Source organism: Streptomyces mutabilis (assembly GCF_014649815.1).
In the GTDB taxonomy this organism is placed as follows: Bacteria; Actinomycetota; Actinomycetes; order Streptomycetales; family Streptomycetaceae; genus Streptomyces; species Streptomyces mutabilis.
In genome coordinates this window covers 128,174-150,425 of record NZ_BMTT01000012.1, presented here as the reverse complement: position 1 = coordinate 150,425, position 22,252 = coordinate 128,174, and the positions used below count along the sequence as shown (strand labels likewise).

Annotated in this window: 19 protein-coding genes; 6 read left to right on the top strand and 13 right to left on the bottom strand. The window is 72.4% G+C overall.

Annotated elements, in window-relative coordinates; translation table 11 throughout:
- The first annotated feature begins 96 nt into the window (after positions 1 to 96).
- Both IE142_RS23695 and IE142_RS23690 read left to right on the top strand, forming a co-directional pair.
- Positions 97 to 2,514, top strand: coding sequence for a penicillin acylase family protein (locus IE142_RS23695; RefSeq protein ID WP_191887618.1), 2,418 nt, complete (start codon positions 97 to 99; stop codon positions 2,512 to 2,514).
- A gap of 163 nt (positions 2,515 to 2,677) precedes the next feature.
- Complete coding sequence (locus tag IE142_RS23690) at positions 2,678 to 4,453, top strand: serine hydrolase domain-containing protein (protein WP_191887617.1); 1,776 nt, start codon at positions 2,678 to 2,680, stop codon at positions 4,451 to 4,453.
- A 30-nt stretch (positions 4,454 to 4,483) separates the two neighbouring features.
- Here IE142_RS23690 and IE142_RS23685 read toward each other — a convergent pair whose 3' ends face one another.
- The 5 genes from IE142_RS23685 to IE142_RS23665 all read right to left on the bottom strand — a co-directional run bounded on the left by IE142_RS23685 (position 4,484) and on the right by IE142_RS23665 (position 10,287).
- Entirely contained in the window at positions 4,484 to 4,675 is a 192-nt protein-coding gene (locus IE142_RS23685; RefSeq protein ID WP_043376070.1) for a DUF2795 domain-containing protein, read from the bottom strand.
- A gap of 81 nt (positions 4,676 to 4,756) precedes the next feature.
- The gene (locus IE142_RS23680; RefSeq protein ID WP_191887616.1) at positions 4,757 to 6,334 is read right to left on the bottom strand and encodes a phytoene desaturase family protein; all 1,578 of its coding nucleotides are present in this window, start codon (positions 6,332 to 6,334) and stop codon (positions 4,757 to 4,759) included.
- A 330-nt stretch (positions 6,335 to 6,664) separates the two neighbouring features.
- Positions 6,665 to 8,920: a serine/threonine-protein kinase gene (locus IE142_RS23675; protein WP_191887615.1), complete on the bottom strand. Its 2,256-nt coding sequence runs from the start codon at positions 8,918 to 8,920 to the stop codon at positions 6,665 to 6,667.
- Between the two features lie 70 nt (positions 8,921 to 8,990).
- On the bottom strand, positions 8,991 to 9,860 hold the full coding sequence (locus IE142_RS23670) for an oxygenase MpaB family protein (protein ID WP_191887614.1): 870 nt from the start codon (positions 9,858 to 9,860) through the stop codon (positions 8,991 to 8,993).
- Between the two features lie 49 nt (positions 9,861 to 9,909).
- A complete protein-coding gene (locus tag IE142_RS23665) occupies positions 9,910 to 10,287 on the bottom strand; it encodes a four-helix bundle copper-binding protein (protein WP_100046063.1) in 378 nt (125 codons plus the stop codon).
- A 152-nt stretch (positions 10,288 to 10,439) separates the two neighbouring features.
- Between IE142_RS23665 and IE142_RS23660 the strand changes: the two genes are divergently transcribed.
- Together IE142_RS23660 and IE142_RS23655 are read left to right on the top strand one after the other, a co-directional pair.
- Entirely contained in the window at positions 10,440 to 10,844 is a 405-nt protein-coding gene (locus IE142_RS23660) for a ChaB family protein (protein ID WP_191887613.1), read from the top strand.
- A 37-nt stretch (positions 10,845 to 10,881) separates the two neighbouring features.
- The gene (locus IE142_RS23655; protein WP_191887612.1) at positions 10,882 to 11,238 is read left to right on the top strand and encodes a DUF6479 family protein; all 357 of its coding nucleotides are present in this window, start codon (positions 10,882 to 10,884) and stop codon (positions 11,236 to 11,238) included.
- Positions 11,239 to 11,541: 303 nt separating this feature from the next.
- Here IE142_RS23655 and IE142_RS23650 read toward each other — a convergent pair whose 3' ends face one another.
- From IE142_RS23650 to aztB, 6 genes are all read right to left on the bottom strand, one after another.
- The gene (locus IE142_RS23650; protein ID WP_191887707.1) at positions 11,542 to 11,739 is read right to left on the bottom strand and encodes a hypothetical protein; all 198 of its coding nucleotides are present in this window, start codon (positions 11,737 to 11,739) and stop codon (positions 11,542 to 11,544) included.
- Between the two features lie 105 nt (positions 11,740 to 11,844).
- Positions 11,845 to 12,786 carry a TerC family protein gene (locus tag IE142_RS23645; protein WP_191887611.1) on the bottom strand — a complete coding sequence of 314 codons (942 nt, stop codon included), beginning with the start codon at positions 12,784 to 12,786 and terminating at the stop codon, positions 11,845 to 11,847.
- A gap of 123 nt (positions 12,787 to 12,909) precedes the next feature.
- The gene (aztD, locus tag IE142_RS23640; protein ID WP_191887610.1) at positions 12,910 to 14,109 is read right to left on the bottom strand and encodes a zinc metallochaperone AztD; all 1,200 of its coding nucleotides are present in this window, start codon (positions 14,107 to 14,109) and stop codon (positions 12,910 to 12,912) included.
- A 91-nt stretch (positions 14,110 to 14,200) separates the two neighbouring features.
- Complete coding sequence (aztC, locus tag IE142_RS23635) at positions 14,201 to 15,169, bottom strand: zinc ABC transporter substrate-binding protein AztC (RefSeq protein WP_191887609.1); 969 nt, start codon at positions 15,167 to 15,169, stop codon at positions 14,201 to 14,203.
- Positions 15,166 to 16,410 carry a hypothetical protein gene (locus tag IE142_RS23630; RefSeq protein ID WP_191887608.1) on the bottom strand — a complete coding sequence of 415 codons (1,245 nt, stop codon included), beginning with the start codon at positions 16,408 to 16,410 and terminating at the stop codon, positions 15,166 to 15,168. The genes aztC and IE142_RS23630 overlap by 4 nt, the downstream gene beginning before the upstream one ends.
- 15 nt (positions 16,411 to 16,425) lie before the next feature.
- The gene (gene aztB, locus IE142_RS23625; RefSeq protein ID WP_191887607.1) at positions 16,426 to 17,283 is read right to left on the bottom strand and encodes a zinc ABC transporter permease AztB; all 858 of its coding nucleotides are present in this window, start codon (positions 17,281 to 17,283) and stop codon (positions 16,426 to 16,428) included.
- Positions 17,284 to 17,297: 14 nt separating this feature from the next.
- Between aztB and aztA the strand changes: the two genes are divergently transcribed.
- On the top strand, positions 17,298 to 18,041 hold the full coding sequence (gene aztA / locus IE142_RS23620; RefSeq protein ID WP_191887606.1) for a zinc ABC transporter ATP-binding protein AztA: 744 nt from the start codon (positions 17,298 to 17,300) through the stop codon (positions 18,039 to 18,041).
- Positions 18,042 to 18,747: 706 nt separating this feature from the next.
- Here the strand turns inward: aztA and IE142_RS23615 are convergent.
- The gene (locus IE142_RS23615; protein WP_191887605.1) at positions 18,748 to 19,374 is read right to left on the bottom strand and encodes a TetR/AcrR family transcriptional regulator; all 627 of its coding nucleotides are present in this window, start codon (positions 19,372 to 19,374) and stop codon (positions 18,748 to 18,750) included.
- Positions 19,375 to 19,515: 141 nt separating this feature from the next.
- On the opposite strand from IE142_RS23615, the gene IE142_RS23610 reads away from it, so the two are divergent.
- Positions 19,516 to 20,277, top strand: coding sequence for an SDR family NAD(P)-dependent oxidoreductase (locus IE142_RS23610; protein ID WP_191887604.1), 762 nt, complete (start codon positions 19,516 to 19,518; stop codon positions 20,275 to 20,277).
- A gap of 150 nt (positions 20,278 to 20,427) precedes the next feature.
- Here the strand turns inward: IE142_RS23610 and IE142_RS23605 are convergent, their stop codons facing one another.
- A complete protein-coding gene (locus IE142_RS23605; RefSeq protein WP_191887603.1) occupies positions 20,428 to 22,230 on the bottom strand; it encodes a flavin-containing monooxygenase in 1,803 nt (600 codons plus the stop codon).
- Between the last annotated feature and the right edge of the window lie 22 nt (positions 22,231 to 22,252).

The window sequence follows — 22,252 nt, the reverse complement described above, 5'->3', positions numbered from 1 at the left end:
GTGACACCGAAGACCGTCATGTCATGCCACTGACACCTACACATACCGACTGGTACGCTCGGCCGCCCCTTTCCCACGAAGACGTCGGGAGGCACGATGCGCATCCGCCCGAGACGGCTCGTCGCCGTGGCCGTCGCGCTGCTGACCGCGGCGACCGCACTGCCCGCGGCCGCCGCCGACGGACCCGCCCGCGGCCGGCACGAACGGCCGTCCCACGGCGGACTGTCCGCCGTCATCCGCTACACCGAGTACGGCATCCCGCACATCGTCGGCAATGACTACGCCGACCTCGGCTTCGGCACCGGCTGGGCGCAGGCCGCGGACCAGGTCTGCACGCTGGCCGACGGTTTCGTGACCGTGCGCGGCGAGCGTTCCCGCTTCTTCGGCGCCGACGCGGCGTCCGACCTCTCGCTCTCGTCGGCCGGCACCAACCTCTCCAGCGACCTGTACTTCCGGGGCGTGCGCCGGGCCGGCACCGTCGAGAAGCTGCTCGCCGAGCCGGCGCCGCGCGGCCCCAGCCGGGACGCGAAGGAGCTGATGCGGGGCTTCGCGGCGGGCTACAACGCCTGGTTGGAGCAGAACCGGATCACCGACCCGGCGTGCCGGGGCGCCGCGTGGGTGCGCCCGGTCACCGCGCTGGACGTGGCCGCGCGCGGGTTCGCCCTCTCCGTGCTCGGCGGGCAGGGCCGCGCCGTCGACGGCATCACGGCCGCACAGCCGCCGGCCGACGGATCCGGGCAGGTGCCGGAGCCCGGCGCCGACGCGGTCGCGCGCGCCGCACGGGAGCTCTTCGCCGCCGACGACGCCGACATGGGCTCCAATGCAGTCGCCTTCGGCGGGCGCACCACCGCGAACGGCCGCGGCCTGCTGCTGGGCAACCCGCACTACCCGTGGCACGGCGGGCGCCGCTTCTGGCAGTCGCAGCAGACGATTCCGGGACGGCTGAACGTGGCGGGCGGCTCCCTGCTCGGCTCCGCCACGATCTCCATAGGCCACAACGCGCACGTCGCCTGGAGCCACACCGTGGCCACCGGCGTCACCCTCAACCTCCACCGGCTGACGCTGGATCGGGCCGACCCGACGGTCTACCTGGTGGACGGCCGGCGCGAACGGATGACGAAACGGTCCGTCACCGTCCCGGTGCGGAACGGCGCCCCTGTGACGAGGAGCCAGTGGTGGACCCGGTACGGCCCGGTGGTGACCTCGCTCGGCACCTCGCTGCCGCTGCCCTGGACGTCCACCACGGCATACGCCCTCAACGACCCCAACGCCGCCAACCTGCGCGCCTCCGACACCGCGCTCGGCTTCAGCCGGGCCCGCGGCACGGACCACGTACTGGAATCGCTGCGCCGCACGCAGGGGCTGCCGTGGGTGAACACCATCGCCTCCGACTCGCGGGGCCGGACGCTGTTCACGCAGTCGCAGGTGCTCCCCCGCATCACCGACGAGCTCGCCGAACGCTGTTCGACGGAGCTCGGCAAGGTCACCTACCCGTCCTCCGGGCTCGCGGTGCTCGACGGCTCGCGCGGCGAGTGCGCGCTCGGCAGTGACCGGGACGCCGTACGGCCCGGGATCTTCGGCCCCTCGCACATGCCGACGCTGAAGGACGCGCCGTACGCGGAGAACTCCAACGACAGTGCCTGGCTGACCAACGCGGACCGGCCGCTGACCGGCTACGAGCGGGTCTTCGGCACGGTCGGCACCCAGCGGTCGATGCGGACGCGGGGCGCGATCGAGGACGTGGCGGCCATGGCGGACCGGGGCGGGCTGACCGTACGCGACCTGGAACGGCAGCAGTTCGCCGATCGCGTGCCCGCCGGTGACCTGGCCGCGGAGGATGTGGCACGGGCCTGTGCCGCGCTGCCGGGCGGCACGGCGAAGGACGGCGAGGGCAGGCCCGTGGACGTGCGGGAGGCCTGCGACGTGATCGCCGGCTGGGACCGCACGGTCGACACCGACAGCAGCGGGGCACTGCTCTTCGACCGGTTCTGGCGGGCGCTCAATAGGAGGGTGCCCGCCGGGCAGTTGTGGAAGATGCCGTTCTCGGCCGCGGACCCGGTCGGCACGCCGAACACGCTGAACACCGGCGCGCCGGGCTTCGCCACCGCACTGGCGGACACGGTCGGCGAACTGCGGGCAGCGGGCATCCCGCTCGACGCCCGTCTCGGCGAGCACCAGTTCGTGGTGCGGGGCGGCGAGCGCGTACCCGTGGGCGGGGGTACGGAGTCGCTGGGTGTGTGGAACAAGATCGAGCCGGTGTGGGACCCGGCCGGGGGCGGGTACACGGAGGTGACCACCGGCTCCAGTTACATCCAGGCCGTGGGCTGGGACGGCAGCCGCTGCCCCGTGGCGCGTACGCTGCTGACCTACTCCCAGTCGTCCAACCCCGCCTCGCCGCACCACGCCGACCAGACCCGGCTGTTCTCCGGCGAAAGGTGGGTGACGTCCCGCTTCTGTGAGCGCGACATCCGGTCGTCTCCCGATCTCCGCGTCGTCCGGGTACGCGAACGCTGAACCACGCCGCCCCGCGAGCCGCCCGGCGCTCTGCCGGGCGGCTTCCGGCGCTCCGTCGACTCCGTACGCCCCATTGACACGACCCGCATCCTGACAGGAAAGTTTCACCCCGCACGGCGATCCAGGAAAGATACTTTCAGCTTCGACGGCGGGAGGCTCTTAGATGGCCGGTCAGGTGACGAGCGGATTCACACGACGTCAACTGGGCGCCGGTGCCCTGGCCCTGGGCGGTGCCCTGGCCATCGCCCCGTTCGCGGCCGGACCGGCCGAGGCCGTCGCGGACCGGGGTCGCCGCCCCACCCTGCGGCGCGGTTCCGCCGAGCGCGCCGGCCTCCTGCCCGGCCATCTGCGCCGGCTGGTCACCGACGCGGAGGCGTTCCTGGCCCCCTCGCCGAAGCACCCTTGGTACGCGGGCGCCGTGCTGCTCGCCGGCCGGGGCGGGACGGTGGCGCTGCACGAGCCGATCGGCATGGCGGTGCGTTACCGGGCGTACGACGAGGTGACCGACACCGGGATCGAGTTCCCGGCCGGGGAGCAGATCCCCATGGCCGGGGACACGGTGTTCGACCTCGCGTCGATCTCGAAGCTGTTCACGTCGATCCTCGTCGTGCAGCAACTGGAGCGCGGCGCGCTGGAGCTGGAGGCGCCGGTCGCCTCGTACCTGCCGGACTTCGGCCGCTCCGGCAAGCAGGACGTGACGGTCCGGCAGCTCCTGACGCACACCTCCGGCTTCCGGGCGTGGATCCCGCTGTACCGGGTGCCCACGTACGAGGGGAAGGTCCAGCTCGTCTACGACGAGGCGCCCGTCAGCCCGCCCGGCACGGCGTACCTGTACTCGGATCTGAACATGATCTCCCTCCAGCTGTTGCTGGAGGAGGTCACCGGCCGCACCCTGGACGTCCTGCTGCGTGACGAGATCACCGCCCCGCTCGGTCTCGACCGCACCCGCTACAACCCGCCCGCCTCCTGGAGACCGCGGATCGCGGCCACCGAAGACGCCCGGCAGCCCTGGTCGGGTCTGGACCGGGGGCTGGTGTGGGGCGAGGTGCACGACGAGAACGCGTTCAGCCTGGGCGGCGTCGCCGGCCACGCGGGGGTGTTCTCCTGCGCCTGGGACCTGGCGGTGCTCGGCCGGACGCTGCTCAACGGCGGATCCTACGGGCGGGCGCGCATCCTGCGGCCGGAGTCGGTGGAGCTGATGTTCACCGACTTCAACACCGACTTCCCGGGCGACGAGCACGGCCTCGGCTTCGAGCTGTACCAGCACTGGTACATGGGCGCGATGGCCACTCCGCGCACGGCCGGGCACACCGGCTTCACCGGGACCTCGCTGGTGCTCGACCCGACGACCGACTCGTTTCTGGTGGTGCTGGGCAACTCGGTGCACCCGGTGCGCGGCTGGCGCTCGGGGTCGGCCCCCCGGGTCGCCGCGGGAACGAACATGGCGCGGGCCGTACCGGTCCGTCCCGCGCACGGGCGTACGGCGTGGTTCTCCGGAACGGCGGGCTCCACCACGGCCACGCTGACCCTGCCCGCCCTGGACACGTCCGGCGGCGCGGCGCGGCTGCGCTGCGCGCTGTGGTGGGACACGGAGCCCGGTTCGGACGCCCTCGTCCTGCAGGCCTCCGCCGACGGCGGCACCACGTGGACGCCGGTGCCGTTCACGACCCAGAGCCCCGGCGAGGAGCCGCGGGAGCACCCGGCGGGTTCGGTCACCGGCTGGTCGGGCCGCGTCTGGCACGCACTGACGGCAGCACTGCCGGCCGCCCGCGGCCTCACCCTGCGCTGGCGGTACACGACCGACCGGCTGTACGTGGGCCGCGGGGCGTACGTCGACCGGCTGCGCGCCGAGGCCGCGGGCGACGTGCTGTTCCACGACGCGCGCCCGGCGGACGCGGCGCGGATCGAGGCGGTGGGGTGGACGATGTCGGCCGACTGACGGGCCGTACACGCGTCCGGGGGTGTCCCGCTAGTCGCTGAAGACGGCCTTCTGCACCTCGTTCGGGCCGTCGAAGCTGTTCTCCTTGAGGCCGTCGAGACGGCTCACGACCTTGTCGTCGGCCTTGTTCTTGCGGGCGCACTCGACGAGCGACTTCTTGTCCGTCGGGTAGTCCATGCCGCTGAGGGCCTTCTGCAGGTCGATGGGGCTGAGGTCCGCCATGGCAGGCTCCTTGTGTACTGATCGCGCGTACGGAATGTCTGTTATGTCGCGGTACCCAGCCCCGTCCGGCACATGCGTGCGTCAGCTCCGCGTCCGCTCCAGCACCGCCATCGCCGCGTTGTGCCCCGGCACCCCGCTGACCCCGCCGCCGCGCACCGCGCCCGCTCCGCACAGCAGGACGTTCGCCTGCCCGGTCTCCACGCCCCAGCGGCCGGTGCCGTGCTGGGTGTGGGGCCAGGACAGCTCGCGGTGGAAGATGTTGCCGCCGGGCAGGCGCAGGTCGCGCTCCAGGTCCAGCGGCGACCTGGCCTCGATGCAGGGTCGTCCGTCGGCGTCGGTCGCCAGGCAGTCCTCGAGGGGTTCGGCCAGGTGGGCGTCGAGCTGGGCGAGGGTCGACTTCAACAGTTCGTCGCGTACGGCTTCGTTGTCCCGCGCGAACAGACGGGCGGGGGTGTGCAGGCCGAACAGGGTGAGGGTGTGCATGCCCTCGGCAGCGAGTTCCGGACCCAGGACGGTGGGGTCGGTCAGGGAGTGGCAGTAGATCTCGGAGGGCGGGGCGGCGGGCAGCTCGCCCGCGGCGGCACTGGCGTGCGCGGCGGCCAGTTGCGCGTAGCCCTCGGCGATGTGGAAGGTCCCGGCGAAGGCCTCGCGGGGGTCAGCGGCGGGGTCGCGGAGGGCGGGGAGCCGGGACAGCAGCATGTTCACCTTGAGCTGGGCGCCCTCGGCGGGCGGTGGCGGTGTCCGACCGGTGAGCGCGGCCAGGTCCTGCGGGGAGGCGTTCACCAGGACGTGGTGTGCGGCGGCGACGCCCTCGCCGTCGGCCGAGCGGTAGGTGACCTCGGCGGCTCGTCCGTCGGTGTCGATGCGCACGGCCTCGTGTCCGGTGGCGAGGACGGCGCCCGCCGAGCGTGCCGCGCCGGCCAGGGCGTCGGTGAGGGCTCCCATGCCGCCGACCGGAACGTCCCAGGCGCCGGTGCCGCCGCCGATCACGTGGTAGAGGAAGCAGCGGTTCTGGCTCAGGGAGGGGTCGTGGGCGTCGGCGAAGGTGCCGATCAGCGCGTCGGTGAGGGTCACTCCGCGTACCAGGTCGTCCGCGAAGTGCTCCTCGATCGCGACGCCGATCGGCTCCTCGAACAGGGCACGCCAGGCCGCCTCGTCGTCGATCCTGCGGCGCAGTTCCTCCCGGGTGGGCAGCGGTTCGGTGAGGGTCGGGAAGACCCGCCGGGCGACGCGTCCGGTCATGCCGTAGAACCGCTGCCAGGCCGCGTACTCCCGGTCCGAGCCGGTGAGCCGGGCGAAGGACTCCCGGGTCCGCCGCTCGCCCCCGCCGACGAGGAGGCCGGTGGGCCGGCCGTTCCGCTCCACGGGCGTGTACGAGGAGACGGTGCGCCCGCGCACCCGGAAGTCCAGGTCCAGATCCCGCACGATCTTCTCGGGCAGCAGGCTGACCAGGTACGAGTACCGCGACAGCCGCGCGTCGACCCCGGCGAACGGCCGGGTGGACACGGCGGCCCCGCCCGTGTGGTCGAGCCGCTCCAGCACCAGCACGGAGCACCCGGCGCGGGCCAGGTAGGCGGCGGCGACCAGCCCGTTGTGGCCACCGCCGACGATGACGGCGTCGTATGTACGGGAGGCGGGGGGCGGCGTGGGCGACGTCATGGCTCTTGTTAGCACGGTGCTGCGGCGGGCTGCCAGAGGCGGTCCGTCACCCGGGCGGTACGCTGCCGGCAGCCCGCCGCCGGTCGGCAGCCCGGCCGCATGAGCGGTCGCCGGGCGTCGATACGCCCTGCCCGGCCCGGGGACGGCGTACCGCCCGGTTACCGACGCGGCACCCTCGCGCCCGGTCGCGGCGTCCCGTCACGTGTCCGCACCTTCCCCAGCAGGCGCCGCGGGGCGACGGCCGTCCCGTCCCCGTACGGCCGCAACACCACGTCACACGTCCGCGCCCGGGACCGACGCGCGCCGCGTCGTCGGCCGGCGCTGCGGGCTTCAGTGACCGGCCGCGTGTGCCGTCCCGGACCGGTGCGCTCCCGACCTGCGCAGGACCGCCACCCTGCGGTACAGCTCCACGGCCTCGGCCGCGCGGCCGAGTTGTTCGAGGCAGTGGGCCTCGTCGTCGCGGCCGGCCAGGGTGTCGGGGTGGTCGGGGCCCAGGACGCGCTCGCGGGCGGTGGCGACTGCGCGGTACTCGGTGAGGGCGGCGGACCAGCGGCCCAGCCAGCCGAGGGCGACGGCGATCTCGCGGCGGCTGACGAGGGTGTCCGGGTGATCCGGGCCGAGGACGCGGGCACGGATCGCGCACACCTCGCGGGACTCGGCGAAGGCCTCCTCCCAGCGGCCGAGGCGGCCGAGGTTGACTCCCAGGCCGTGGCGGGCGCGCAGGGTCTCGGGGTGCTCGGATCCCTGGGCGCGGGTCCGGTCGTCGATCAGCCCCTCGTACAGGGTCAGCGCTTCCGCGCTGCGGCCGAGACGCCCGAGACTGATGCCGATCTCATAGCGGGCGGCGAGGGTGTCGGGGTGGTCGGGGCCGAGCGCCCTCTCGCGGGCCTCGGCGACCTCCCGGTAGGTGGCGAGGGCCTCCTGCCAGCGGCCCAGCCGGCCGAGTTCGTAGGCCACCTCGTAGCGGGTGACCAGAGTGTCGGGATGGTCGGGGCCGAGCACCCGGGCGCGGGCCTCGGCGACCTCACGCGCCATGCGGTGGGCGTCTTCCGTCCGGCCCAGCCGGCCGAGGTTGAAGGCCAGGTTGTGCCGGCAGCGGAGGGTGTCGGGGTGGTCGGGGCCCATGACGCGCTCGCGGGCCGCGAGGACCGACGCGTAGATCTGGTGGGCGTCGGCGTGCCGGCCCAGCCGACCGAGGGTGTAGGCCATCTCCTGACGGACGGCGAGGGTGTCGGCGTGGTCGGCGCCCAGCACCCTGATGCGGGCCTCTGCGACGCGCTTGTAGGCGCGCAGTGCGTCGGCCGCGTGACCGGTGCGGCTGAGGGTGAAGGCGGTCTCGTAGCGGCTGGCGAGCGTGTCCGGGTGGTCGGGGCCGAGCAGGCGCTCGCGTTCCTCGGCCACCGCGCGGTGGATCTCGCCGGCCTCCTCCCAGCGGCCGAGCCGTCCCAGGCTCAGTCCGGCTTTGTGCCGCCCGGCCAGCGCGGCGGCCGCCTCGGGTGCCGGGCTTGGGCGGACTGCGGGAGCGGGCGGGGCGGCCCCGGAACCGACGGGCCGCGGCACCCAGTCGGCGGACAGCCCGGAGGCGGGGTCCGGCGGCGTGGTGCGCAGGCCGGTGTCGGTCGCCTTGTGGCCGGTGGTCATGCCGCCGGTCCAGGACGGCAGCACGGCCCGGCCACCGCCGACCGGCTGGAGCGTCCGGGTCCGGGGCGCCACCACGGCCGGCGCGTACGCCGGTGACGTGCGGCCGGCGGCGATCCTCCGGCCCAGTTCCCGGGCGTCGTCCGGACGCCGGTCCGGCCGCTTGGCCAGGAGGTCCAGGATGATCCGGTCCAGGTAGGCGGGCAGTTCGGGACGGTGGGTGCGAGGTGGCTCAGGCTCGGTGTCGCGGTGGCCGACGAGGATCGCCCAGGCGTCGTCGAGGTCGAACGGCGGCACCCCGGTGGCGATCTCGTAGAGCACGCAGCCCAGCGAGTACAGGTCGCTGCGCCGGTCCACCTCGTCGCCGCCGATCTGCTCCGGCGACATGTAGTGCGGGGTGCCCATGGCGATGCCGGTGCCGGTCAGCCGGGCGGTGAACCCGACGTCGTGGCCGAGCCTCGCGATGCCGAAGTCGCAGATCTTCACGGTGCCGTCGGCGAGCCGCACGATGTTCGCGGGCTTCAGGTCACGGTGCACGATGCCCTGGTCGTGGGTGTACGCGAGCGCGGCAGCGACCTGTTCGGCGATGTCGACGACGTCCGCGACCGGCAGCGGATGGTGCTTGTTGTCCTCCAGCAGCCGGCTCAGGTCGCGCCCCTCCAGCAGCTCCATGACCAGGAAGAGCACGCCGTCGCTCTCGCCGAAGTCGTGCACGACGGTCACTCCCCGGTGCTGGAGCGCGGCGGCCACCCGGGCCTCGCGCCGGAACCTCTCCCGCAGGACACGGGTGCAGGCGTGGTCGTGCTGCGCGCCCAGCGGTTTGAGGCACTTGACGGCGACGCGGCGCCCCAGTGACTCGTCCCGCGCCCGCCACACCTCGCCCATGCCGCCGCGCCCGATCCGCTCCAGCAGCCGGTACCGGCCCTGGATCAGCGTGCTGTCCCCCATGACTACGCCCGCCCCCGTAGTGATGCGTCCCGTCAGCTGCGCCCTCCCCTGGCGGGTCCAGTATGGCTGTTCATGGTCCGAATTTGTACGGTGCCGGGCGCGCGGCCGGTCCGAGTCGTGTCACGGCGCGCAGGATGTGTTTGGGCGGCAGCTGCCAGCGCAGACGTGCGGGGATCGTGCGCAGCGCGGTGCCGGTGGCGCGCAGTCGCCGGGTGACGGTGGCGGGATCGGGGGCCGGTCTGCCGTACAGCTCGTGCGCGTACGGCGGTAGGGAGTCGTACGCCAGTTGCGCCACCCGGTGCCACAGCAGCGCGCGTGCGGGGACCAGGAGGGGGTGCACGGGCGGGCGGCGCAGGAAGTCGTCGACCTCGTGCGCGTCGTCGTCGGCGGCCAGCTCGGGCCGGACGCCCGCGAAGTAGGCGGCCAGTGCGGCGCGGTCCGCGGGCACGGTGGCGGGGTCGAGGCCGACCAGGCGGGCGCTGTGCCGGTGTTCGGCGAGGTAGCGGTCGGCGTGGGCGTCGGTGAGCGGGAGTCCCGATCGGCGCAGGACGTGCAGGTAGGAGTCGATCTCGGCGCAGTGCACCCACAGCAGCAGTGCGGGTTCGTCGACGCCGTAGCGCTCCCCCGTGTCGGGGTCCGTCGCGCCCAGCATGCGGTGGATCTTCCGTACGCGGGCCCCGGCCCGCTCGGCTGCCTCGGTGGTGCCGTACGTCGTCGTGCCGACGAAACCCGCGGTGCGCATCAGGCGGCCCCAGGCGTCGCGCCGGAAGTCGCTGTTCTGCATGACGCCGCGCACGGCGCGCGGGTGCAGCGCCTGGAGGTACAGGGCGCGGATTCCGGCGATCCACATCATCGGGTCGCCGTGCGCCTGCCAGGTCACCGACCCGGGGCCGAACAGTCCCGGGTCGCCCGCCGGATCGCCCGCCCGCGTGAGCGTCATACCGGCAGGCTAACGCCCCGCGCGCCGCGGCCCCAGGGTGCGGCGGTGGTCAGCGCAGAGTGGCCAGGAACTCTCCGCAGGCACGGGCGCAGGCGCGGCAGGCCTCGGCGCTCTCCTCGGCGCCCGGGTGGGCGTCGAAGACGTGGGCGCTCTCCAGGCACACCTGCCGGCACCACTCCAGCTGGACGCGGATGGCGGTCTCGTCCACCTGGTTCTGTTCGGACAGCACCCGGCAGGTCGCGTCGCAGACCTCCGCGCACATGATGCCCTTGCGTCGTACGAGTTCCTGGTTCTCGGTCCCGTCCGGGTCCACGAGGCTCGCCCGCAGGGCGCAGGCCCGCGCGCACTCGGTGCACGCCTGTGCGCAGGCGAAGCGGTCCTCGAGGAAGCGGAACAGCTCCTGCTGGGAAGTCGTCGTCGATGTCACACCGCGCGGGTTGCCGCTGTGGACGGCGCCAAACCGCCGGGCCCGGTGTTCCCAAGGGTTCCGGCCGTTTTCCAGGTGGCCCGGCGGGCACCCGGGCGCTCTCCCGACGCTGGTGACAGCGAGACCGTCCACGACTTGCGGAGGTGCAGGACATGCCGGGACGACAGGAACTGCCGTCGACGCTGGAGCGCTCGCCCCGGGAGGCCCAGCGGACCTGGATCAAGGCGCACGACTCGGCCGTGGAGGAGTACGGCGAGGGCGAGCGGGCGCACCGGGTGGCGTACGGGGCGCTGAAGCACAAGTTCGAGAAGGTCGGCGATCACTGGCAGCGCAAGGAAGGCGGTCGCAAGGGCCCGTCCGACCCGCAGTCCGGGCAGCCCCGCGGACAGGGCGGGCGCAGTGGTGAGGGCGTCGACGAGAAGGCCTCCAAGGAGCACCTGTACGGCATCGCCAAGGAGCTCGGGGTGGAGGGCCGGTCGCGGATGTCGAAGGCGGATCTGCTCGCGGCGATCCGGAAGGCGAACCGCTCCCGGACGCGGTCCGCCCGGTCGAGCTGAGCTGGTTGGTGGCGTGGACCGAGGGTACCCGCGCTCCATGACGAACGCATGGATGGACCTGGCCGCCGGTGGCGGCGGCATCGGCATCGGCATCGGTGTCGCAGCGGTCGTGGTCGTGGCCCTGCTGATCGGGGCGTTCGCCTTCGGCAGCAGGCAGAAGCGCAAGGAGTCGCCGCCGCCGACCCCGGAGGAGCAGCCCCGCATGCCCGACGAGGGGCCCGTCCGCGAGGTGCGTGAGCGGCGGGAACCCGACGCGATGCCCCGCAGCGACGACCGGACGCTGCCGCACGATCTCGGCCACCAGGGCAGCCGCACCGCCCCCGGGCAGGAGCGGCCCCGCTGGGACGAGGGGAGCAGCGGCTCGTTCGGCAGCGGCGGGCCGGGCGGACGCTGACGCCCCCGAGGAAGCCGTACAGAGGGAAAGAGGACCGTGGCCGGCCCTGCTCGCAACACCATGCCGGGTCGGCGAGGTCGCATCGTCGCGTACGGTCCGGCGAGCACGCGGGAGAAGTCGGCGATCCGCAGCCCTTCGAGGGCCGCCGTGCTGTCTGCCCCGTGGTCGGTGAGCGTGGTGTCAACGGGCATGGCGTGATGGTGCGCGTCCCGCGGATCTCTCACGAATGACCTGCTCCGCGTGCCCGCGGCTGCGGGCCGGACGGCGCCGGGACCGCGCGGAACGTTTGCGGCCCCCGGGTCCCTAGCGGCGCCGCTCCTCGTCGGACGCGCCGCAGTCGGGGTTCAGGCAGGTGCCCGGGTGCCAGACCGGGACGTAGATGCCGAGTGTCTTGTGGCGCGTGACCTCCGGGGGCACATGGTGGCCGCAGTGGGGGCAGATGTCCTCGCGCGGCGATTTCGTGTGCTGCGCTTTCGCGCCTTGGGTTTTCGTCTTCTGCATGTGACTGGCCATGATGCTCACCGACACCAGCGAGAGTTCTGAAAAGCCTTTGCCCCCACTTTACGGTCAAATGTGCGACGGGGACAGCGGAGCGCCGATCCGGCCTCACCGGGATTTCTCAGGGCGCCGCAGGCTCATGATCACCGAGATCGTCAGGATCACGACGATGACCGCAAGACTCACCGTGGACGGGATCTCCGGCACGGAGGGGCTGATCATCTTGTGGCTCGCCTGGAGGATGAGCTTGACGCCGATGAAGCCGAGGATGACCGCCAGTCCCGTGCTCAGGTAGTGGAAGCGGTCCAGCAGGCCCGACAGCATGAAGTACAGGGCCCGCAGGCCGAGGATGGCGAAGGCGTTGCTGGTGTAGACGATAAAGGTGTCGTCGCTGACGGCGAGCACGGCGGGCACGCTGTCCACGGCGAAGATCAGGTCGGCCGCCTCGATCGCGGCGACGACGGCCAGCAGGGGCGTCGCCACCCGCTTTCCCGCCTCCTTGACGAAGAACTTGTGGCCCGCGTACTCCTCCCGTACGGGAACAAACCGGCGCAGCAGGCGGACGGCGAAGCTCCGGCCCGGGTCGAAACTCTCCTCCTCACCCTTGAGGATCTTGTATACGCTGTAGAAGAGGATCGCCGCGAAGACGAAGAGGACGGCGGTGAACCGGCTGACCACGGCCACGCCTGCGGCCAGGAAAATGCCGCGGAACACCAGTGCGCCCATGACTCCGAAGAACAGGACGCGATGCTGGTATTCGCGGGGCACTTTGAAATAGGCGAAGATCAGGGCGAAGACGAAGAGGTTGTCGACGGAGAGGCTCTTCTCCAGCAGCCACGCGGTGGTGTACTCCGTTCCCGCCGTCCCGCCGAGGACGAGGAAGACGACCGCGCCGAAGACGAGGGCGAGTCCCACCCACAGTCCGCTCCAGGCGGCGGCTTCTTTGAAGCCGATGACGTGGGCGCTGCGGTGGGCCAGCAGGTCGACGACGAGTGACACGACCACCGTGGCGGCGAAAACCGCCCAGAGCCAGAACGGCACATCGAACATGCGGGCCTCGCAGTGATCCGCTTGGGACGGCCCCCCTCCATCCGAGTGTGCCCTACGCAAGCGGGTGGGTCGCCCGGAGACCGGGCGACCCACCCGCGTTCGTCACCGCGCGGGAGTGCCGGGTCAGTGACCGGCGACGACGCCCGACAGTTCGTTGGTGCCCTTCGGGAGCGTCACGGACGTGACCTTCTTCCCCGACTCCAGGTCGATGGCGTGCAGGCCGCGCGTGCTCGGATCGGAGACGTAGGCGGTGTGGTCACGGACGAAGAGCGTGGGCCTCGGCTGCTGCCAGTCCAGCGGCTCCTGCCACTCACCCACGGCGGGGATCTTCTCGGTGACCTTGGCGCTGACCGGGTCGATGACGTGGATCGCGCCGTCCGTGCCGAGGACGAGTGCCTCGCCGTGCGGTCCGCGGGCGAGCGAGCGGAAGGAGTAGCTGGTGCCGAGGTCGACCAGGCGCAGTTCCGCCTTCTCCGTGTCGATCAGCGACACCCGCGTGGGCCGCTCCAGCTCCGCGTCCGGGTCGGTCTTGTAGTCGCCCAGCAGGACGGGCGAGGCATCGCTGCCGGCCTGGTTGCCGATCCGGCCGTAGTCGTCGGGAGCGTCCACCTTGGTGAACTTCCCGTCCTTGTAGAGCAGCACCCCGTCCTCGCAGCCGACCGCGATCGCCTCGCCCTCGGCCGCCGCTTCGCCGTGCACGCCGGGGCAGTCCTCGTTGCGGACGATCTCCTCGCCGTTCTCGTCCAGGACGAGGGCGCCGGTGCGCCTCTCCTCGTTGCCGATCGTGCTGAGGAGTTCGCCGTTCGCCAGTTCGATGGCGACCCCGTGGTGGGCCTCGGCCGAGGTGTAGGTGCGGCCCTTCGGCTTCTTGCCGGTGCTCAGGTCGGCGGGGTCGAAGACGTTGACCTCGCCGGTGCCGTCGGTGAAGAGCGCCGTCTTCCCGGCGTGGCGCACGACGTGGCCGGGCTTGGCCCCCGGGTACTCGATGTCGGTGAGGGTCTGGCCTGCGGCGTTCAGGACGCGGAAGCCGCTGTCGGTGGAGACGATGACGTGGTCCTCGTCCCCGGCGGGGTTGACCCGGTTGAAGCCGGGCAGCTCGATGGTCCTGGCCGGCTTCAGGCTCTTGCCGTCCAGGATGTACAGCCCGCCGTCGAAGGTGGCCACCAGCGGGTCCGTGACCGTGGCGGCGGGGGTGGCGCTCGCGGTGTCCCGCGTCTTCGCGTCGGACGAGGAGCTGTCGCCGCCGCAGGCGGTCAGCACCGTGGACACCGCCAGGGCGAGTGCCGTCCCCGTGAGCGTCCTGTTGCGTATCGATTTGTTCACCGGTGTGTTCCTTTCCGGGCCGCGGTGCGGCGGCGTGTGATGAGGAAGGGTGCCGGCCGGTCGGCCGGAAACTGGAGAGCCGGGAGCGGCATCAGCCGCCGGCGAGTCCGTCGGTCATGGCGGTGGTGTTGGCGCGCATCATCCGCAGATAGGTGTCGGCGCCCTCGCCCTTCGCCGTAAGCGACTCCGAGTACAGCTCGATGACCCGTACGTCGCCGCCCATCTCCGTGCGCAGCACCTCGGCGAGCCGCTTGGGCCGGGAGGAGTCGGCGAAGACGGTACGCACTCCGGCCCGTTCCATGGCCCGGGTGAGCGAGCGCAGGTCGGAGGAGCTGGGCGAGGCCAGCGTCGTACCGCTGGGGATCACGGCGCCGATGACGCGGAAGCCGAACCGTTCGGCGAGGTAGCCGAAGACGTGGTGGTTGGTGACCAGGGCGCGCTTGTCGTTGGGGACGCGGTCGAAGGAGTCGGCCATCCAAGTGGACAGCTCCGCGAGTCGCCCGTCGTAGCGGGCGGTGTTGGCGCGTATCGCGGTCTCGTCCACGCCGTCGACGTGCTTCACCACCTGGTCGGCTATGAGGCCGGTCGCCTTGCGCACCCGGTCGGGGTCGGTCCAGAAGTGCGGGTCGGGCCGGCCGGCCTCGTCGGCGGGACCGCCGTCGTCACTCGTGTGGAAGCTGATGGGGCCGACGGCCTTGCCCACCTCGAAGGTGGCCACGCCGGCCTCACGGGCCGCGTCCACGTGCCGCAGTACGTTCTCCTCCAGTCCCAGGCCGTTGAGGACCACCAGGTCGGCTCCCTCCAGTTCGGCTGCCTGTACGGCGGACAGGCCGAAGGAGTGCGGGTCCGCGTTCGGCTTCATCAGGACGGTTACCTCGGCCTCGTCGCCGACGATCTGCCGGGTGACGTCCCCGAGGATGTTGGTGGTGACGACGATGCCGGCCTTGTCGTCGGTGGTGGCGCACGCCGTGGCGGCCGCGGCCGTGGTCAGGGCGAGCAGGCCCATCAGCAGACTGCGCAGCCGGGCCATCCGCACCCGTGCGCGCGTCGTGCCCCTCATCGGCCGGTCTCCGTCATCAGGCCGGGCTCGATGTCCAGGCCGAAGGTGCGGGCGACGCGCAGGTCGTCGTTGTAGTCGACCTCGTACACCCGCCGGCCCTCGGGGTCGTTGACATAGGCGCGGCTGCGGTCCACCTCGATGACGGGGCCGCTGCCGCCGGTGCCGGTCCTGCCGGGCGCAACCAGGAGGGGTTCGGTCGCGGCGACTTCCTTCCCGGTGGTGATGTCGTACCCGTGCAGCGCGCCGTCGGTCTCCAGGACGAGCAGCGCGGAGCCCTCCCCCGCCGTGTTGGCGGCGACGACCGGCCCGGTCTCCACCCGGGTCCACGTGCGGTCGGTGACGTCCAGGACCCACACGGCGCGGTCACCGGCCGGTGCCGCGAGGGTGTCGCTGCCGGCCCGGTGACGGAAGGCCGTGGCGCGTTCCTTCGCGGGTGTCTCTTCGCCGTACGGGATCTTTAGCGCGGTGAACACGCCGTCGTCCGCGCTGACGAGCAGGGCACCGTCGGCGCAACCGAGGACGACTCCGCGCCGGGTGACCGCGTCGCCCCGGGGTTCGTCGCACTCCGCGTCCGGCGAAGCGACGCGCTTGCCCTCGCGGTCGTACACCGTGACCTTCGCGGAGCCGTCGTCACCGGTGAGCGCGAGCAGGTGTTCCTCGTAGGGCACGACGGCGCCGGAGTGCACCCCGTCGAGGGTCCGGGCGGCCGGGACCCCGCCGTCCTCCAGTCCCGTCCGGTCGTACAGCCTGGTCCGGCCGTCCCGGTCGGTCACCGCGGTCACGGTGGCGTCGCTGCGGACCTCGGCGTGCGGGCCCACGGGGAGGTCGCCGACGTCGCGTATCGCCGCCCGGTAGTAGTGCACGTGGTCGCCGTGGTCGACCATCCAGGCACCGGTGTCGACCACGTGCGTACCGCGGGGGGTGTCGAAGTAGCCGAAACGGCCGTCGTTGGTCAGCCGGGTCGCACCCGCCGTGTCCGCCGTCCTGTGCACCTTGCCGGTGATGAGGTCGAGGACCCGGCTGTGGCCGCTGCCGGGGTCGCCGAGCAGCAGACGGGTCTGCTGCTCGGCGGCCTCCTTCGCCCCCTCGACGTATCCGTGGGGGGTGGCGGACGGTGGGTCCTCGGCCGGGCCGGACGTGTCGTCGGCTCCCCCGGCGCAGCCGGCGGCGAGCAGCGCGGTGAGGACGAGTACGGCCGATGCCCGTGAGGTCGTCGTGTTCGTTCGGACGGTCAGGACCATCGCGTCTGTATTCCTTCAGTTGACCGGTGTCGGGGTGGGGGCGGCGGGGCGGGCCCGGTGGTGGCGGAGGAGACCGGACGCCACGTGCGAGACGAAGAAGAGGCTCACCGCGAGCGCCGAGACGGTCGCGCCGGCGGCGGTGCTCAGGTGCCAGGACAGAAGCAGCCCGCCGAAGGTGGCGGTGGCGCCGAGGAGCGCGGCCAGTGCCATGACGCCGCGAACGCCGCGCGCCCAGGGCAGCGCCGCCGCCGGCGGGGCGATGAGCAGTCCCAGGACCAGCAGGGTCCCCACGATGTGGAACGAGGCGACGATCGCCAGGCCCAGCAGGCCGAGCAGCACCGCGTGTGCGAGCCGGGGGCGCAGGCCGAGGGTGCGGGCCTTGCGCGGGTCGAACGCGAGGGCCAGGAAGGCCCGGTGGCCGAGGACCGAGACGACCAGAGACACCAGCAGGGCGACACCCAGCAGGAGCAGGTCCTGTTCCCGGACGGCGAGGACGTCACCGAAGAGGAAACCGGTCAGGTCCACGGCGAAGGACTGCGACCGGGAGACGATGATCACACCCAGCGACAGCATCCCCACGAACAGCAGCCCGATCCCGGTGTCCTGGGACAGCCTCGGCGCGCGCCCGAGCGCCGTGACGCCCACCGTCATGACGGCCGCGCTCGCCACCGCGCCCACCAGCAGGTTGCCGCCGAGGAGCGCGGCCAGCGCGACCCCCGGCAGCAGCCCGTGGGACATGGCGTCCCCGAGGAAGGCCATCCCCCTGAGCACCACCCAGGTACCGGCCAGCGCGCAGATCGCGGACACGAGGATGCCGCCCCACAGGGCGCGCTGGACGAACGTCACTTCGAACGGGGCTGTCAACCACTCCATGCGAGGACACTACAATGAAAATCATGTTCAATAAACCGCTCCCCTCGCCGCCTGCTCCCACCCACCGGACGGCGCGCGTCCGATTCACCCGGCTGAGCGCCGGCTACCCCGGGCGGCCGGTGCTCCACCAACTGACCGCGGAGATACCGGCGTCGGCCACCACGGCCCTCGTCGGCCCGAACGGCAGCGGGAAGTCGACGCTGCTCGGCGTCCTGGCCGGCGTGATCCGGCCGACGGCGGGAGACCTGCACCACGACGGGGGCCGGCCGCCCGCCTTCGTGCCGCAGCGCGGCGCCGTCGCGGACACCCTGCCGCTGACCGTCCGGCAGACCGTGGAGATGGGGCGCTGGGGAGAGCGCGGCCCGTGGCGCCGGCCGACCCGCCGGGACCGCGCGACCGTGGACTCGGCCCTCGACCGGCTGCACATCGCCGACCTCGCCCGGCGCCAGCTCGGGGAGTTGTCGGGCGGTCAGCGTCAACGCGCCCTCATCGCTCAGGGGTTGGCCCAGGAGTCGGATCTCCTGCTGCTGGACGAACCGACCACGGGGCTCGACCCCGAGGCCAGGGAGCGCATCTCGACGCTGCTGACGGAGCTGGTCGCCGACGGGGTGACCGTCGTCCAGGCCACCCACGACCTGGAGGCAGCGCGCTCGGCGGACGCGTGCCTCCTGCTCCGCGACGGCAGCCTGGCGGGACAGGGCCACCCCGACGGCGTGCTGACCACGGCGGCGCTCGCCGAGGCCTGGCAGCCCGCCTGACACACGACGCCTCACGGCACCGACCGCTTGACGCGCCACCGATCAGTGCCCGCCCGGCGTCCTCGTCCGCGACCCGGCCGACGCCCTCACCCACCTCCGGGCGGTCGACGGGGCGCCCGCGCGGAGCGGCCGCCCGGCGTACCCACTCGTCGCCGTCCGGTCCGCCGACCTGGGCTACGCGGACACCGACCCGGCGGTCACCGCCGTCGCCCGTCAGGCGGCTCTGCGACTGGCCCGTGGCCGGTTGATCACCCTGACTAGCTCCACCTGCCTCGTACTCGTCGACCGCGCGGATGCGTGGACCTCGCTCCGCGCGGAGGCGTCCAGCCCCACCGGAGTGGACGACAGCGACACCAACGACAGGCTGCTGCGTCGGTGCTTCGAGGAAGCCGACCTGATCCTCACCCCCCACGACCCGCATCCGCCGCACGGCCACGACGGCCCTGGGGATCGGATGAGCGTCGCCCTGGCGTGGGCGTTCAACATCAGCGGGCATCCGGCGCTCAGTCCGCCCGCGGGGAGCACCGCGCAAGGGCACCCCTCGGTCATCAGATCGTGGCCCGCCCCCACGAGGAGCGGACGCTCCTCGACGTCGCTCGGCACACCACCCGGCTGGTGTCGGGCCATCGCCCCTCATGACGTCGCCGCCTCCAGCCACCGGTTGACAGCCTCTCCACCGCGCGGAGCGAAGGGCCACCGCGGTGGCTCAGGCGAGGCCGGCCGCCGTGACGGCCAGGGCGGTGCGCAAGGTATCCGCGAGGGCGGCCCGGGCGGTCGCGGGGTCGGTGCCCGGCTCGGTCGACCGGTAGGCGTGGTGCTCGACCGCCGCGCGGAGCGCCGCGTTGAGCATGGCGGCCCAGATCGCGGGCCGTACGTCGTCGGCGGGCAGCCCCGCCCGCTCGGCGAGGGCGCGCGCGAAGGCGGGTTCCGCCTCGTCGTGGGTCTGCAGCCAGACCGCGCGCAGCCCCGGTTCGGTCCGGGTCAGCCGCAGCAGGGCGCCCACGTCCGGGCCGGGCAGGGGCGCGTCGAGGGTCCAGAGTTCGTCGAGGGCTTCCTCGAGGGGCCGGCCGGGACGCCACTGCCGCAGTGCGTCGGCGATCGTGTCGATGCCGGTGGAGAAGAGCGGCCGTACGCAGCTCTCCTTGGTCGGGAAGTAGCGCCACACCGTGCGCGCCGAGACGCCGACCGCCTGTCCGATCTGCTCCCCCGTCGTCGCGGCGACGCCCTGGGCGATGAACAGGTCGACCGCGGCCCGTGCGATCTCCAGCCTGATGGCGGTCTTGCGCTCTTCGGTCAGGGGTGGCCGCCCCGTCCGTCCGCGAGCTGCGGTCATCTGCCCCTCCGGCGCCGGCGATCAATGCCATGGGCATTCTCCCTCACACGACTTTATGTCACTCGGAGACATAAACTAGTAGGGTGTCGGTGCGGTGCGACACCGGTCCGCCGCGTCAGCACTTCCTGGACGGAGCACTTCATGACCGGCGACCTGAACGGACGCAGCGTGATCGTCACCGGCGCGGGATCGGGCATAGGGCGCGCTGCGGCCCTCGCCTTCGCCGCTCAGGGCGACCGTGTCGTGGTGGCGGACCTCAACGCCGACGGAGCCGACGCGATCGTCACGGAGATCGAGCAGGCCGGCGGCACCGCGGTGACCGTCACGGGCGACCTGGGCGAGCAGGACGTCGTGGACCGGGTGACGGCGACGGCGGTGGAGCGGTTCGGCGGCGTGGACGTCCTGGTGAACAACGCCGGCATCATGGACAGCATGTCGGCACCGGCCGACGTGAGCGACGCCGAGTGGAACCGGGTCCTCCGGGTCAACCTGACCGCGCCGTTCATGCTCACCCGCGCGGTGCTGCCCCACATGCTGGCCGCGGGCCGCGGTGTCATTGTGAACACCGCCTCCGAGGCAGCCCTGCGCGGCAGCGCGGCAGGCGCCGCTTACACGGCTTCCAAGCACGGTGTGGTGGGACTGACGAAGTCGCTGGCGGTGATGTACCGCAAGAACGGCATCCGCACCAACGCCATCTGCCCGGGCGGCACCGCCACCGCCATCGCGGTGGAAGCCGACCGCACGGCGCACGGGCCGACGGCGATCGGCCCGCACTTCGTCAACCTCGGCCGCGTGTCGCAGCCGGAGGAGCAGGCGGCCGCGATCCTGTTCCTCGCCTCGGACGCCGCGAACAACATCAACGGCGCGATTCTGCCCGTCGACGACGGCTGGTCCGCCGTCTGACTCGGCCGTCGGCCGCTTCCGGCGAGGCTCCGCCGCCCCGTCAGAGCGCACGGCACCTCACTCGGCTACGGCCGAAGCGAAGCCGTTCGGGGCCCGGTCGACGACGACCGGACCCCCGAACCGAACCGACTCGCGGTCGGTACGCCCGGCTCAGGAAGCCTGACCGGCCTTCAGGACTTCGTCCATGGATTCCTCGCGCCAGCGCTTCAGCAGGTCGTGGAAGGCAGCCGCGCCATGCGGGTAGGCGCTCGGCGCGTTCGGGCGGCCACGTCCCTCACCGTTGTAATACCCGGGGGTGCACTCGGCGTGGAACCACTCGTGGTCGGGCGCGCCCTCGGCCAGGACCGCGATCCAGGCGTCCTCGGCCTCTCGGGACGGTTCGATGACGGCGCCCTCGGCCTCGGCGGCCGCGACGAGCGCCGCCGCGTGCACGGCGTGCTCGTCGAGCACGTGCGTGAAGTTGACGCTGGGTGCGCTCTGCATGGCCCCCAACCGGATCAGATTCGGGAAGCCGTTGCTGGTGAAGCCGTGCAGGGACCGCGGTCCCCGCTGCCGCACCGCGTCCAGCAACTGGACGCCGTCCCGGCCGCGGACGGACAGCTTCCCGGAATGGACGCCGGAGACTCCGACGGAGAACCCGGTCGCGAAGACCAGGCAGTCGAGTTCGTACTCGCTGTCGCCGACCACGACACCGCGCTCGGTCATCCGCTCGATCCCGTGGGTGTCCGCGGTGTCGACCAGGGTGACGTTGTCGCGGTTGAACGCCTGCAAGTAGCTGTCGGAGAAGGTGGGGCGCTTGCAGGCGTACCGGTACCAGGGTTTGAGCTTCTCCGCCGTGTCCGCGTCGGCGACGATCCGCTCGACGCGGGCACGGACCTCGTTCATCTTCGCCGCGTCCGCGATCTCGTAGGCCGCTTCGAAGGCCCGCCGGTCCGCCGGACGGCGGAAGCTCGGCAGAAGCTTCTCCAGGAGGCCGGCCGACGACGTCCACCGGTCCGCCACGAGATCGTCCTCGACAGACTCGCCGGACACGATGCGCAGGAAGTTGTCGCGGCGCTCCCGAGCCCAGCCGTCGCGGTCGGCGCCGACGTCCCGCGCAGTGGTACGGCGGTTGGCGCGTACGTCGACGGTGGAGGGGGTGCGCTGGAAGACGTAGACGTGTCCCGCGTCCTCGGCCAGTTTCGGGATGACCTGGACGCCGGTGGCACCGGTGCCGACGACGCCCACGCGCTTGCCCGCGAGACCGGTGAGACCGCCGTCCGGCGTGCCGCCGGTGTAGCCGTAGTCCCAGCGCGACGTGTGGAAGGTGTGTCCCTCGAAGTTCTCGATCCCGGGGATGCCGGGGAGCTTGAGTTCGGAGAGGGTGCCCGTCGCCGTGATGACGTACGTGGCCCGGAACTTGTCGCCCCGGTCGGTCGTGACGATCCATGCCTGCGAGGTCTCGTCCCAGGTCAGGGAGGTGACCGACGTGGAGAACAGGGCATCCGCGTAGAGGTCGAACTTTTCCGCGATCCGTACCGCGTGTCGGCGGATCTCCTCTCCGGGAGAGTACTTCCACTCCGGAACGTAACCGGTCTCGTCGAGCATCGGCAGGTACACGTGCGACTCGATGTCGCAGTGGATGCCCGGGTACCGGTTCCAGTACCAGGTCCCTCCGAAGTCGCCGCCCTTCTCCAGGACGCGGATCCGCCCGATGCCCTGCTGACGCAACCGCGCGCCCGCCAGGATGCCGCCGAACCCTCCGCCGACGACCGCGACGTCCACCCTGTCCCGCACGGGCGCACGCTCACCTGCTTCGGCCGCGTACGGGTCGTCGGCGTAGTAGCCGAATTCGGCGTCGGCGGTCAAGTACTGCCGAGCGCCGTCGGGGCGCACACGTCGCTCCCTCTCCAGGCGATAACGGCGCCTCAGCTCGGCCAGTTCCTCGGAGGAGGGTGCTTCCGGGTTTGTCATGTGGGGGGACCTCGATTCTTCC